The sequence below is a fragment of the Stenotrophomonas sp. S41 genome, from assembly GCF_016624625.1.
Classification (GTDB): Bacteria; Pseudomonadota; Gammaproteobacteria; order Xanthomonadales; family Xanthomonadaceae; genus Stenotrophomonas.
Genome location: NZ_JACVTV010000108.1, coordinates 1 through 15106, shown reverse-complemented (window position 1 = coordinate 15106; position 15106 = coordinate 1). Strand labels below are relative to the sequence as shown.

The 15106-nt window shown below is 68.6% G+C and carries 7 protein-coding genes; 6 read left to right on the top strand and 1 reads right to left on the bottom strand.

Translation table 11 applies throughout. From position 1 onward, the window contains the following. Positions 1–125 precede the first annotated feature (125 nt). The gene (locus IAE56_RS17640) at positions 126–1445 is read right to left on the bottom strand and encodes a M20 family metallopeptidase (protein ID WP_200753424.1); all 1320 of its coding nucleotides are present in this window, start codon (positions 1443–1445) and stop codon (positions 126–128) included. 187 nt (positions 1446–1632) lie between these two features. On the opposite strand from IAE56_RS17640, the gene IAE56_RS17635 reads away from it, so the two are divergent. The 6 genes from IAE56_RS17635 (at position 1633) to IAE56_RS17610 (ending at position 15028) form a co-directional block, all read left to right on the top strand. Then, entirely contained in the window at positions 1633–2874 is a 1242-nt protein-coding gene (locus IAE56_RS17635; protein WP_108770224.1) for an efflux RND transporter periplasmic adaptor subunit, read from the top strand. 74 nt (positions 2875–2948) lie between these two features. After that, positions 2949–6182: an efflux RND transporter permease subunit gene (locus IAE56_RS17630; protein WP_200753423.1), complete on the top strand. Its 3234-nt coding sequence runs from the start codon at positions 2949–2951 to the stop codon at positions 6180–6182. Between the two features lie 31 nt (positions 6183–6213). Beyond that, complete coding sequence (locus IAE56_RS17625) at positions 6214–9336, top strand: efflux RND transporter permease subunit (protein ID WP_200753422.1); 3123 nt, start codon at positions 6214–6216, stop codon at positions 9334–9336. 336 nt (positions 9337–9672) lie between these two features. Next, complete coding sequence (locus tag IAE56_RS17620; protein WP_200753421.1) at positions 9673–11730, top strand: TonB-dependent receptor; 2058 nt, start codon at positions 9673–9675, stop codon at positions 11728–11730. Between the two features lie 163 nt (positions 11731–11893). Next, a complete protein-coding gene (gene yccS, locus IAE56_RS17615; RefSeq protein WP_164073812.1) occupies positions 11894–14074 on the top strand; it encodes a YccS family putative transporter in 2181 nt (726 codons plus the stop codon). A 159-nt stretch (positions 14075–14233) separates the two neighbouring features. Then, the gene (locus tag IAE56_RS17610) at positions 14234–15028 is read left to right on the top strand and encodes an SDR family oxidoreductase (RefSeq protein ID WP_108770229.1); all 795 of its coding nucleotides are present in this window, start codon (positions 14234–14236) and stop codon (positions 15026–15028) included. Positions 15029–15106: the final 78 nt, after the last annotated feature.

The following is a 15106-nucleotide window of genomic DNA, read 5'->3' as shown; positions in this document are numbered from 1 at the left end:
GGTTTACGGCGTGTCCTGCCCACCCACACCGCCCCGCCCAACCAACAGAAATCCAGCATCGCCTTTGACGTTGACGTTGCGGTTGATTCTGCGGGTGCAGGGCTGCAAGCCCTGCCGGTAAACCCTCACCCCGCAGGAGTGCCAGCACCGTTCAAGTAATCCAGGCTCACCTGCATCAACGCCCGGAACCCGACATCCAGCGCCTTCTCATCCAGCAGGAACTTCGGCGAATGATTCGCCGGCGCCGTCGCCGGGTCGATGCCCACGCTGGTCGAACCGACGAAGAAGAACATGCCCGGCACTTCCTTCGCGTACAGCGAAAAATCCTCCGCACCCATCTGCAGCGGCGGCTCGTACACATTGTCCTTGCCCACCACCGCCTGCAGGCTCGGCAGCATCTTCGCGGTCAGCGCCGGGTCGTTCACCGTCGCCGGGTTGCCTTCCGACTCGTAGATGTCGGTCACCGCCTTCGCACCGTGCGCGGCCGCGGTGTGCTCGGCCACGTTGCGCAGGTCGGCGAAGATCTGCTGGCGCATGCCCTCGTCGAAGGTGCGGATGGTGCCGACCATCTCCACTTCATCGGGAATGATGTTGTAGCGGATGCCACCGTTGATCGCGCCGAAGGTCACCACCGCCGGCTGCTTGGACAGGTTGGTACGGCGGCTGACGATGGTCTGCGCGGTGCCGATCAGGTCGGCGGTGGCCACGATCGGGTCCACCCCGTTCCACGGCGCCGAGCCATGGGTCTGGCGGCCGATCACCTTGATGCCGAAGCGATCCGACGCCGCCATCAGCGGGCCGCCACGCACCGCGATCTGGCCCGCCTGCACGCTGGAGAACACATGCAGGCCGAACACCGCTTCCGGCTTGAAGTCAGCGAACAGGCCTTCCTTCAGCATCAGCGCGGCACCGCCCTCTTCCGGCGGCGGCGCACCCTCTTCGGAGGGCTGGAAGATCAGCATCACCTGGCCCGGCAGGTCCTTCTTCATCGCCACCAGCGCCTGCGCCACGCCCAGCAGGGTGGCGGTGTGCGCGTCGTGGCCACAGGCATGCATCACGCCCACGGTCTGCCCGCGGTACTGCGCGGTGGCCTTGGAGGCGAAGGGCAGGCCGGTCTGTTCGGTCACCGGCAACGCATCCATGTCCGCACGCAGGGCGATCTTCGGGCCGGGCCTGCCGCCTTCGATGATCGCCACCACGCCGTGGTGGGCGATACCGGTCTTCGGCTTCAGGCCCATCGCGCGCAGGCGCTTGGCGACCTCGGCCGAGGTGCGCTCCTCGCGGTTGGACAGCTCCGGATGCGCGTGGAAGTCACGCCGCCACTCCACCATCTGGGCCTGCAGGCGCTGCGCGGCGGCTGTCACCTCCGGGCGCTCGGCCTGCTGGGCGTGGGCAAGGGCCGGCAGGGCCAGCAGCAGGGCGGACAGCAGCAGGGAACGGCGCATCGGGGGTCTCCACGGAAGGGGTCTGCACCTGAATGTAGGCCAACACCGCCCCCCACGGGAACCTCCTCCGCCGCGCCCGGTCTTAGCGCCCGTCCCATACGTCATGCAGGAAACGTAGCGGGCCGCAGGTATGCTTTGCGCATTGCCACCCGGGGTCCGCCCCGTCCAGCCCTCTTGGAGTCCTTGAATGTCACGTGTTTGGAAGATCGTGCTGCTGGTCGTGGCAGTGCTGGTGCTGGCGGTGGTGGGCGTACGCGTCCTCGGTGGCGGCAAGGACAAGGCCGGTGGCCAGGCCGCAGGCGCGCGCCAGGGCGGCGAGGATCCCGATGCCGGCCCGGTGCCGGTGACCGTGGTCGATGCGACGCGCCAGGACGTGCCGGTGTATGCCAGCGCGCTGGGCACGGTGACCGCGATGAATACTGTCACGGTCAGCCCGCAGGTCGGCGGCCAGCTGATGAGCATCAATTTCCGCGAGGGCCAGGAAGTGAAGCAGGGTGACCTGCTGGCGCAGATCGACCCGCGCAGCGCCCAGGCCAGCTACGACCAGGCCGTGGCCGCCAAGCGCCAGAACGAAGCGCTGCTGGCCACCGCGCGTTCCAACTACCAGCGCTCCAACGCGCCGGAGTACCGCCAGTTCGTCGCCAAGACCGATCTGGATACACAGCGAAATCAAGTGGCACAGTACGAAAGCGCGGTGGCCGCCAACGAAGCCAGCGCGCGTGCCGCGCAGGTGCAGCTGCAGTACACCCGCATCACCGCGCCGATCTCGGGCATCGCCGGCATCCGCGCGGTCGACGCCGGCAACGTGGTCAGCGCCGGTACCGCGCTGGTCACCCTCACCCAGATCCACCCGATCCACGTGCTGTTCAACCTGCCCGAGCGCCAGCTCGGCGACGTGCGCCAGGCGCAGAACGCCGGCGCCGTGCCGGTGGCCGCGCTGGACCGCGCCGATTCGCACGTGCTGTCCGGTGACGGCAAGCTGGACGTGGTCGACAACCTGATCAGCGCCGACAGCGGCACCTTCAAGGCCCGCGCGATCTTCGACAACACCGACAACGGCCTGTGGCCGGGCCAGTTCGTCAACGTGCGCATGCAGCTGCGCACGATCGGCGGCGGCGTGGTCATCCCCACCCAGGCGGTGCTGCGCGGCCCGGACGGCGAGTACGTCTATGTCGTGCAGGGCGACAACACGGTGAAGATGCAGACCGTGCGCAGCGGCGTGGAAGTGGGCGACAGCCAGGTGCAGATCGCCGAAGGCCTGAAGGGCGGCGAGCGCGTGGTCAGCGAAGGCCAGTTCCGCCTGAAGCCGGGCAGCAAGGTGACCGCGCTGAAGCCGGGCGAGACCCCGGCCGCGCCGACCGAGGCCGAACTGAAGGCCGCCGAACAGAAGAGTGGCGGCGGTGGCCGTCGTGGTGGTGGCCCGCGCTGAGCGCAGGCCACCCTTTCCTTTCGCGCCGGCCTCGCAGCCGGCGCTGCCATTGAAGCGCCAGCAAGGATCAGTCCGTGGGCTTTTCGACGATCTTCATCCGCCGTCCCATCGCTACCTCGCTGTTGATGGCGGGCCTGTTGCTGCTGGGCATTCTCGGTTACCGCAAGCTGCCGGTGTCGGCGTTGCCGGAAATCGATGCGCCCAGCCTGGTGGTCACCACCCAGTACCCGGGTGCCAACGCGACCACCATGGCTTCGCTGGTGACCACGCCGCTGGAGCGCCAGTTCGGGCAGATTTCCGGGCTGGAACTGATGACCTCCGATTCCTCGGCGGGGTTGTCGACGATCATCCTGCAGTTCTCGATGGACCGCGACATCGACATCGCCGCGCAGGACGTGCAGGCGGCGATCCGCCAGGCCACCCTGCCCTCCTCGCTGCCGTACCAGCCGGTCTACAACCGGGTGAACCCGGCCGACGCGGCCATCGTCACCCTGAAGCTGACCTCGGACACGCGCCCGCTGCGTGACGTCAACAACTACGCCGACTCGATCCTCGCCCAGCGCCTGTCTCAGGTGCAGGGCGTGGGCCTGGTGTCGATCGCCGGCAACGTGCGCCCGGCCGTGCGCATCCAGGTCAACCCGGCGCAGCTGTCGAACATGGGCCTGACCATGGAGGAGCTGCGCAGCGCGCTCACCCAGGCCAACGTCAATGCGCCCAAGGGTTCGTTGAACGGCAAGACCCAGTCCTACAGCATCGGCACCAACGACCAGCTGGCCAGCGCCGCCGAATACCGCGACACCATCATCAGCTACAAGAACGGCCGCCCGGTGCGGTTGTCCGACGTGGCCGACGTGGTCGATGGCGTGGAGAACGACCAGCTTGCCGCCTGGGCCAACGGCAAGCCGGCCGTGCTGCTGGAAGTGCGCCGCCAGCCGGGCGCCAACATCGTGCAGACCGTCGAGCGGATCCGCGCGATCCTGCCGCAGCTGCAGGGCGTGCTGCCGGCCGACGTGCATCTGGAAGTCTTCAACGACCGTACCGAGACCATCCGCGCCTCGGTGCATGAAGTGCAGTTCACCCTGATCCTCACCATCGGCCTGGTGGTGGCGGTCATCTTCGTGTTCCTGCGGCGTTTCTGGGCCACCATCATTCCGTCGGTGGCGGTGCCGCTGTCACTGGCCGGCACCTTCGCGGTGATGGCCTTCGCCGGCATGTCGCTGGACAACCTTTCGCTGATGGCGCTGGTGGTGGCCACCGGCTTCGTGGTCGACGATGCGATCGTGATGATCGAGAACATCGTCCGCTACATCGAGCAGGGCAAGAGTGGCAAGGAAGCGGCCGAGATCGGTGCGCGCCAGATCGGCTTCACCGTGCTGTCGCTGACCGTGTCGCTGGTGGCGGTGTTCCTGCCGCTGCTGCTGATGCCCGGCGTCACCGGCCGCCTGTTCCATGAGTTCGCCTGGGTGCTGAGCATCGCGGTCGTGCTGTCGATGCTGATCTCGCTGACGCTGACCCCGATGATGTGCGCCTACCTGCTCAAGCCCGACGCCCTGCCCGAGGGCGAGGACGCGCATGAGCGGGCAGCGGCGGCAGGCAAGCAGAACCTGTGGACGCGCACCGTGGGCCTGTACGAGCACAGCCTGGACTGGGTGCTGGGCCACCAGCGCCTGACCCTGGCCGTGGCCGGCGGTGCCCTGGTGCTGACCGTGCTGCTGTACGTGCTGATTCCCAAGGGCCTGCTGCCCGAGCAGGACACCGGCCTGATCACCGGCGTGGTCCAGGCCGACCAGAACATCGCCTTCCCGCAGATGGAGCAGCGCACCAAGCAGGTGGCCGAAGCCCTGCGCCAGGACCCGGACGTGACCGGCGTGTCGGCCTTCATCGGCGCCGGCAGCATGAACCCCACGCTCAACCAGGGCCAGCTGTCGATCGTGCTGAAGGAACGCGGCGAGCGTGACGGCCTGGATGAGATCCTGCCGCGCCTGCAGAAGGCCGTGGCCGGCATCCCCGGCGTGGCCCTGTACCTGAAGCCGGTGCAGGACGTGACCCTGGATACCCGCGTGGCCGCCACCGAGTACCAGTACTCGCTGTCGGACGTGGATTCGGCCACCGTGGCCACCCAGGCCACGCGCCTGACCGAGGCGCTGCGCAAGCGCCCGGAACTGGCCGACGTCGACAACAACCTGTCCAACCAGGGCCGCGCCCTGGAGCTGAACATCGACCGCGACAAGGCCAGCGTGCTGGGCGTGCCGATGCAGACCATCGATGACACGCTCTACGATGCGTTCGGCCAGCGCCAGATCTCGACCATCTTCACCGAGCTCAACCAGTACCGCGTCGTGCTGGAAGTGGCACCGGAGTTCCGCACCAGCACCGCGCTGATGGAACAGCTGGCCGTGGCCTCCAACGGTGTCGGCGCGCTGACCGGCACCAACGCCACCAGCTTCGGCCAGGTCACCTCGTCCAACTCGTCCACCGCCACCGGCATCGGCGCGCAGAACACCGGCATCACCGTCGGTGCGGGCAACATCATCCCGCTGTCGGCGCTGGCCGACAGCAAGGTCACCAGTGCGCCGCTGGTGGTCAGCCACCAGCAGCAGCTGCCGGCGGTGACGGTCTCCTTCAACATCGCCCCGGGCTACTCGCTGTCCGATGCGGTCAAGGCCATCGAAGAGACCAAGGACAGCCTGGACATGCCGGCCCACCTGCATGCCGAGTTCATCGGCAAGGCGGCCGAGTTCACCGGCAGCCAGACCGACGTGGTGTGGCTGCTGCTGGCCTCGCTGGTGGTCATCTACATCGTGCTGGGCGTGCTGTACGAAAGCTACATCCACCCGATCACGATCATCTCGACCCTGCCGCCGGCCGGCGTCGGCGCGCTGCTGGCGCTGATGGTGTGCGGCCTGAGCCTGTCGGTGGACGGCATCGTCGGCATCGTGCTGCTCATCGGCATCGTCAAGAAGAACGGCATCATGATGGTGGACTTCGCCATCGAGGCGCGCCGTGCCGGTGCCAACGCGCACGAAGCGATCCGCCGCGCCTGCCTGCTGCGCTTCCGCCCGATCATGATGACCACCGCCGCGGCCATGCTCGGCGCGCTGCCGCTGGCGCTGGGCAGCGGCATCGGTTCGGAGCTGCGCCGTCCGCTGGGCATCGCCATCGTCGGCGGCCTGCTGCTCTCGCAGCTGGTCACGCTGTACACCACGCCGGTGATCTACCTGTACATGGAGCGCTTCTCGGAGTGGATGGCACGCCGCCGCGAGCAGCGCGCCCTGCGCGACGGCACGCTGCAGGAGCCGCAGGCATGATCCGCGCCCCGCTGCTGCGGGGGGCCGCACGATGAACCTGTCCGGCCCCTTCATCCGCCGCCCGATCGGCACCGCGCTGCTGGCCGTCGGCCTGTTCATGATCGGCGTGATCTGCTACCTGCGGCTGGGCGTGTCGGCACTGCCGAACATCGAGATCCCGGTGATCTTCGTGCATGCCAACCAGGCCGGCGCAGATGCGGCGACCATGGCGTCCACGGTGACCGCACCGCTGGAACGCCACCTCGGCCAGCTGCCGGGCATCGACCGCATGCGCTCGTCGAGCTCGGAAGGCAGCTCGCTGGTGTTCATGATCTTCCAGAGCGACCGCAACATCGATTCGGCCGCGCTGGACGTACAGACCGCGATCAATTCGGCACAGGCCGACCTGCCCTCGGGGCTGGGTTCGCCGATGTACCAGAAGGCGAACCCGAACGACGATCCGGTCATCGCCATCGCCCTGACCTCGCAGACGCAGTCGGCCGACGAGCTGTACAACGTCGCCGATTCGCTGCTGGCCCAGCGCATCCGCCAGATCAGCGGCGTGGCCTCGGTGGACATCGCCGGTGCCTCGACGCCGGCCGTGCGCGTGGACGTCAACCTGCGCCAGATGAACGCCCTCGGCCTGACCGCCGACGACCTGCGCAATGCGGTGCGCGCGGCCAACGTGACCTCGCCCACCGGCTTCCTCAGCGATGGCAACACCACCACGGCGATCATCGCCAACGATTCGGTGGCGCGCGCCGCCGACTTCGCCGAGCTGGTGGTCAAGACCCAGGGCGATGGCCGGGTGATCCGCCTGAAGGACATCGCCAACGTCTACGACGGCCAGCAGGATGCCTACCAGGCCGCGTGGTTCAACCACAAACCGGCCGTGGTGATGTACGTGTTCACCCGCGCCGGCGCCAACATCGTCGAAACCGTGGACCGGGTGAAGGCGCAGATTCCCGGCCTGCGCGACTACCTGCAGCCCGGCACCACGATGACGCCGTACTTCGACCGTACGCCGACCATCCGCTCGTCACTGCATGAGGTGCAGATCACCCTGCTGATCAGCCTGGCGATGGTGGTGCTGACCATGGCGCTGTTCCTGCGCCGGCTGGCGCCCACGCTGATCGCCGCGGTCACCGTGCCGCTGTCGCTGGCCGGTGCCGCGCTGGTGATGTACGCGCTGGGCTTCACCCTCAACAACCTGAGCCTGCTGGCGCTGGTGATCGCGATCGGCTTCGTGGTGGACGATGCCATCGTGGTGATCGAGAACATCATGCGCCATCTCGACGAAGGCATGCCGCGCATGCAGGCGGCCTTCACCGGTGCGCGCGAGATCGGCTTCACCATCGTCTCGATCACCGCCTCGCTGGTGGCGGTGTTCATCCCGCTGTTGTTCGCCAGCGGCATGATGGGCGCGTTCTTCCGCGAGTTCACCGTCACCCTGGTGGCGGCCATCGTGGTCTCGATGATCGTCTCGCTGACCCTGACCCCGGCGCTGTGCAGCCGGTTCCTCAGCGCGCACGACCACACCGCCGCACCGTCGCGCTTCGGCCGCTGGCTCGATGCGGGGCATGACCGCATGCTGCGCATCTACACGGTGTTCCTGGACTTCTCGCTGCGCCATGCGCTGCTGCTCTCGCTCACCCCGCTGATCCTGATCGGCGTCACCATCTTCCTGTTCGGTGCGGTGAAGAAGGGCGCGTTCCCGCCGCAGGACACCGGCCTGATCTGGGGCCGCGCCAACTCCAGCGCCACCGTGTCCTTCGAGGACATGGTGGCCCGCCAGCGCCGCATCACCGACATGCTGATGGCCGACCCGGCGGTGAAGACCGTGGGCGTGCGCCTGGGCAGCGGCCGCCAGGGGTCCAGCGCGCAGTTCAACGTCGAGCTGAAATCGCGCAAGGACGGCCGCCGCGAGACCACCGCGCATGCGCTGGCCCGCCTGAGTGCCAAGGCCGACCGCTACCCGGACCTGCAGCTGCGCCTGCGCGCCATCCAGGACCTGCCCAGCAACGACGGCGGCGGCAACAGCCAGGGCGCGCAGTACCGCATCTCGCTGCAGGGCAACGACCTGGCCGCGCTGCAGGAGTGGCTGCCCAAGCTGCAGGCGGCGCTGAAGAAGAACCCGAAGCTGCGTGACGTCGGCACCGACGTCGACAACGCCGGCCTGCGCCAGAACATCGAGATCGACCGCGCCAAGGCCGCGCGCCTGGGCATCAGCGTGGGTGCCATCGACGGTGCGCTGTACGGTGCCTTCGGCCAGCGCCAGATCTCCACGATCTACTCGGACATCAACCAGTACAGCGTGGTGGTCAACGCGCTGCCGTCGCAGACCGCCACGCCGGCGGCGCTGGACGAGGTGTACGTGAAGGCACGCAGCGGCGAAATGGTGCCGATCACCGCGGTGGCCCGCCAGGCCCCGGGGCTGGCGCCGTCGCAGATCACCCATGAAAACCAGTACACGACGATGGACCTGAGCTACAACCTCGCACCCGGCGTCAGCGCCGGCGAGGCCAAGGCGATCATCGATTCGACGGTGGCGGGCATGCGCATGCCGGGCGACATCCGCCTGGCCGACGATGCGGGCTTCGGCTTCAATTCCGACCCCAGCGACATGCTGATCCTGGTGATGGCGGCGATCCTGACCGTGTACCTGGTGCTGGGCATGCTGTACGAAAGCCTGATCCACCCGGTGACGATCCTGTCGACCCTGCCGGCGGCCGGCGTGGGCGCGCTGCTGGCGCTGTTCGGCACCAACACCGAACTGTCGGTCATCTCGATGATCGCGCTGGTGCTGCTGATCGGCATCGTCAAGAAGAACGCGATCATGATGATCGACTTCGCCCTGGTGGCGCAGCGCGAGCACGGCCTGGCGCCGCGCGAGGCGGCACGCGAGGCCAGCATCGTGCGCTTCCGCCCGATCATGATGACCACGATGGTGGCGATCCTGGCGGCGGTGCCGCTGGCGATCGGCCTCGGCGAAGGCTCGGAGCTGCGCCGTCCGCTGGGCATCGCAATGATCGGTGGCCTGCTGTTCTCGCAGAGCCTGACCCTGCTGAGCACCCCGGCGCTGTACGTGATCTTCTCGTGCCTGGCCGAACGCTGGCGGGCACGCCGCGCGCGCAGGCGCGAAGCGAAGCTGCTGAAGCGCGCGCAGCGCGCGTGACGGGAGGTGGCGGCCCCCGGCCCGCCCGGCCCGGGGGGGGGGGGGGGGGGCCGGGCGCCCCCGGGGGGGGGGGGGGGGGGGGGGGGGGGGGGGGGGGCGCCGCCCCCCCCCCCCCCCACGCCTCATGCCCCTGGTGGGTGCGGACCGTTGGTCCGCACGCCATTTGACGCGCCGTAACGAAAAGAGAACAATTCTCATCCAGCTACGGTCCTGCGCCGCCTCCCCCAGCGACGCCCCGCTGCCGCTTGCCGGCACGCCTGCGTGATCCCAGCCATCGACCCCTTCCCTTCCGCCACCGCGGACGGTCGTGTGCTGTCCGCGAAGGATCCCCCACCGATGCTGCCCACCCGTTCCCCCCGCCTGGCCGTGCTGGCCATGGCCCTGTCCGCCGCCTGTGCCGCCCACGCCGAAGCCCCGGCCGACACCCGCAGTGCCACCGACCTGGATGCGATCAAGGTCACCGCCGAACGCACCCATACCGAAGCCGGCGCCCTCGGCGACCGCGCCCTGCGCGATACCCCGTTCGCCATCACCGCCGTCGGCCGCGAGCAGATCGAGCAGCGCCAGGTCGTTTCGCTGGGCGAAGCCTTCCTGTTCGACCCGTCGGTCACCACCCAGGTGAGCGCCTATGCCAGCGGCTGGAGCTCGCCGATCCGCAACCGCGGCATCGATCTGAACTACGACAGCTACCGCGTCAACGGCCTGCAGGTCTCCTCGTGGGGCACCGAATGGCCGCTGGAAGTGATGGAGCAGGTCGACCTGCTGAAGGGCCCCGGCGGCTTCCTGTACGGCTTCGGCGCACCGGGCGGCATCGTCAACTACATCACCAAGAAGCCCACCGACGTACCCACCTTCAGCGCCCAGCTCGGCTGGCGCGAACAGGGCATCGTCAGCGGCGGCGTGGATGTCGGCGGCCGCTTCGGCAACGAGCAGATGTTCGGCTACCGCTTCAACGCGTACCAGGAAAAGGGCGAGACCTTCAACGGCGGCCACGTCGACCGCAAGGTCGGCGCGCTGTCCCTGGATGCGCGCCTGAGCGATGCGCTGACCTGGACCTTCGACGGCGTGTTCCAGTCGCGTGATCTCAGCGAGGAATCGCCGCAGTACTACTTCATCGGCCTGACGTCGCTGCCGCGCCCGATCACCGGTGACGTCGACAACAGCGTGCTGGGCACCTACTACGACACCCGCTCCAGCCTGCTGTCGACCGCGCTGAACTGGCAGATCAACAGTGACTGGAAGGCCAGCCTGAGCTACGGCGTCACCACCTCGTGGAACGACGTCAACAAGATCTTCGCCTACATCGACGATGTGAACGGCGACTACGACGTGAACGTGTACGAGCTGGGTGGCAAGAGCGAGTGGAAGCTGGCCCAGGCACTGGTGCAGGGCAGCTTCCGCACCGGCCCGCTGCAGCACCAGCTGGTGGCCGGCGTCAGCCACCAGACCGGGCTGGGCTGGGACCGCCCCTACGAGTGGAGCACCATCGGCCGCGCCAACCTCTACCAGCGTTCGGCCCTCCGCCACGACGCGGTGGGCTCGCGGGTTCTGAGCCGTGGCGATGAGACCGTGCAGCAGGCCGTCTTCGCCAGCGACACCATCGACTTCGGTGGTGGCTGGTCGGTGCTGGCCGGCTGGCGCTACAACGACTTCGAGACCAAGGGCAGCTACCACACCTACCCGGTCACCCCGACCTACGCGGTGATGTACAAGCCCAGCGACGCAGTGACCCTGTACGCCAGCTACATCGAATCGCTGGAAGCCGGCAGCCGCGTCGGCAACACCTACATCAATGCCGGCGATGTGCTCGACCCGACCATCAGCAAGCAGTACGAGATCGGCGCGAAAGTGGAAGCACCGCGCTGGAATGCGAACGTGGCCGCTTTCCGGCTGGAGCGCGGCGCCAACATCGACCTGCTGACCGACGCCGGCAAGTTCCTCGTGCAGGATGGCATCACCCTGTATGAAGGCGTGGAAGCCAGCGCCGATGTGCACCTGAGCGATGCGCTGACCGTCGGCGGCGGCGTGACCTGGCTGGACCCGACCTACGACAAGCTGTCCCCGGCCAGCGCCTCGCAGGAAGGCAACCGCACCGCCGGCGCGGCCCGCTGGAGCGGCGTGCTGCACGCCAACTACCAGCTGCCGTGGGTGGACGGGCTGGAAGCCTATGCCGCCGTGCGCTACTACGGCGATGTCTGGTACGACGCCGACAACACCCTGAAGCTGCCCGACTACACCCTGGTCAACGCCGGCGTCGGCTACCACCTGGTCGCCTCGGGCCATCCGGTCATACTGCGCGCCAGCGTGGAGAACCTGGGCAACCGCAAGTACTGGTCGAACGCAGGCGTCGGCCTGCCGCGTACCTTCGCGGTGAGCGTGCGCTGGGAGATGTAACCCGGCGCTACCCAACCCGGTGGATGCGGACCACCTCGGTGGGTGCGGACCGTTGGTCCGCATATCGGCTGCTTCGGTGGGTGCGGACCGTTGGTCCGCACATCGGCCACCCATTTCACGCCCACACCGCAATAATGGGGGGCATCCCGCCCCCCGAGCCTGCATGTCCACCCGCGAATCCCGCTTCAGCCGCCTGTGGGCCCACGAAAAGGCCAGCTATGGCCTGCGCGTCTTCATCGCCCTGACCACCGCGCTGGGCGTGTGCTGGCACCTGGACGCGCTGCCGGCGCTGCCCGGCGTGTTCCTCGGCATCATCGCCAGCGCCATCGCCGAGACCGATGACAACTGGTGGGGCCGGACCAAGGCCGTGCTGCTGTCGCTGCTGTGTTTCTGCATCGCCGCCGCCTCGGTCATCTGGCTGTTCCCGCTGCCGTGGGTGTTCATCGGCGCACTGGCACTGTCCACGTTCTGCCTGACCCTGCTGGGTGCGCTGGGCGAACGCTACGCATCCATCGCCCAGGCCACGGTGACGCTGGCCATCTACACCATGATCGGCCTGGAGCAGCACGGCGGCGCCGGCGACCTGACCCGCGCCGTGGAAGCGGCCAGCCACCTGCTGATCGGCGCGGTCTGGTACGGCCTGCTGTCGATCCTGTGGACCGCGCTGTTCGCCAACCGCCCGGTGCGCGAACGGGTGGCCCGCCTGTACGTGGAACTGGGCCGCTACCTGCAGTTGAAGGCCACCCTGTTCGAGCCGGTGCGCGAAGCCGACCTGCAGCGCCGCCAGCTGGACCTGGCCGAACAGAACCGCCGCGTGGTCGGGGCACTGAACGAAGCGAAGGCCGCGATCCTCGCCCGCTTCGGCCGCTCCGGCCGACCGGGCGTCAATTCCGGCCTGTACCTGCGCCTGTACTACATGGCGCAGGATTTCCACGAACGCGCCAGCTCCTCGCACTATCCCTATGGCGCGCTGGTCGATGCGTTCTTCCACAGCGACGTGCTGTACCGCTGCCAGCGCCTGCTCGACCTGCAGGGCCAGGCCTGCGCGCGCCTGGGCGAGGCGATCCGCCTGCGCCGGCCATTCGTGTACGGTGAAAGCAACCAGCAGGCCGGCCGTGACCTGGCCGATGCGCTGGCCTACCTGCGTGACCAGCAGCGCCCGCAGTGGCAGCGCCTGCTCGGCTCGCTGGACCTGCTGGTGCACAACCTGCGCAGCATCGAGCGCCGCCTGCTCGATGCCGAGCGTTCCGAAGCCAGCCTGGACAACGTCGATACGCGCCTGCGCGACAGCAATCCGCATACCCTGCGCGAGATGGGCGTGCGCATCCGCCAGCAGCTCACGCCGGGGTCGGTGCTGTTCCGCCACGGCCTGCGCATGGCGGTGGCGCTGGTCGCCGGCTTCCTCGCCATCCGCCTGTTCGACGCGCAGCACGGCTCGTGGGTGCTGCTGACCATCGTCTTCGTGTGCCGGCCCAACTTCGGCGCGACCCGCCAGCGTCTGGCCCAGCGCGTGGTCGGCACCCTCGCCGGCCTGGTGCTGACCTGGGCGCTGCTGCAGCTGTTCCCGCAGCTGCACGTGCAGCTGCTGATCGCCCTGCTGTCGGCGCTGCTGTTCTTCTACAACCGCACCGACCGCTACCTGGTGGCCTCGGCGGCGATCACGGTGATGGCGCTGACCTGCTTCAACCTGATCGGCGATGGCTTCGTGCTGATCGTGCCGCGCATGGTCGACACGGTGCTGGGCTGTGCCATCGCCGCGGCGGCCGCGTTCCTGATCCTGCCCGACTGGCAGGGCCGGCAGCTGCACCTGGTGCTGGCACGCGTGCTGGACACCGCCTCGCGCTACCTCGATTCGGTGCTGGGCCAGTACCGCAGCGGCATGCGCGACGACCTCGCCTACCGCATCGCCCGCCGCGACATGCACAACGCCGACGCAGCGCTGTCCACGGCGCTGTCGAACATGCTGCGCGAGCCCGGCCACGTGCGCCGCAACCTCGATGCCGGCTTCCACTTCCTGGCCCTGTCCAACACCCTGCTCGGCCATCTGTCGGCGCTGGGCGCGCACCGCGACCAGGTGGACAGCTACGCGGGCGACCCGCTGGCCCTGGCCGCCGGTGAACGCGTGCGCAAGGCCCTGCAGCAGCTGGCCACCGCCCTGACCGCACGGCAGCCGGTCAGCGAGGAGGACAACGATGCTGACCGCGCGGTGGCCGCCGAGCTGGAACAGATTGAAGAAGCGATGCCGCCGAAGCTGCAGTTGATCCGCACGCAGATGGCGCTGGTGCTGCGGCTGCTGCCGAAGGTGCGCGCGGCGGCGAACCAGGCGGTGGCGACGTTGACCTGAGGAGCCGTGCGGACCAACGTTCCGCACCTACCGGGGCTGTTCGTGCGGACCAACGGTCCGCACCTACCAATGCCGCACCATTGTGTTGCAGCTGGCGCTGCATCCCGATCACAGCGCCGGGTTGATACTGGTTCATCCCTCCGTTGCTGGATGTTCCCCATGAAGATCGAACTGGGCGGCCGCACTGCGCTGGTCACCGCTTCCACCGCCGGCATCGGCCTGGCCATCGCCGAGGGCCTGGCCACCGCCGGTGCCACGGTGGTCATCAACGGCCGCAGCGTCGACAGCACCGAGCGTGCACGCCAGCGCCTGCTGGCCGCCGTGCCCGGCGCCGAAGTGATCGGCGTGGCCGCCGACCTCTCCGATGCGGCCGGCGTGGAGACCCTGCTGGCGGGCCTGCCGAAGATCGACATCCTGGTCAACAACGCCGGCATCTTCGGCCCGCAGGATTTCTTCGACACCGACGACGCCACCTGGGAACGCTACTGGCAGACCAACGTGATGTCCGGCGTGCGCCTGGCCCGCGCCCTGCTGCCGGCCATGGTCGATGCCGGCTGGGGCCGGGTGCTGTTCATTTCCTCCGAATCGGCGCGCAACATCCCGGCCGACATGATCCATTACGGGGTCAGCAAGACCGCCCAGCTGTCGCTGTCGCGCGGCCTGGCCAAGCGCGTGGCCGGCAGCGGCGTCACCGTCAATGCGGTGCTGCCCGGCCCAACCCTGTCCGACGGCTTCGCGGCAATGTTCGAGGAAGAACGCGCACGCAGCGGCAAGCCGCTGGAGCAGATCGGCCGTGAATTCGTCATGGCCCACCGCCCCGCCTCGGTGATCCAGCGCGCGGCCACCGTCGAGGAAGTGGCCAACATGGTGGTCTACCTGGCGTCGGCGCAGGCCTCGGCCACGTCCGGCGCCGCCCTGCGCGTGGATGGTGGCGTGGTCGACGATATCGTGTGAGCGTTGGTGGGGTGGCTGAGGTGTGGGGGCCCACCGGGCCCCCCCACCCCCAACCCCCCGGCCCCGCGCGGGGGGGAT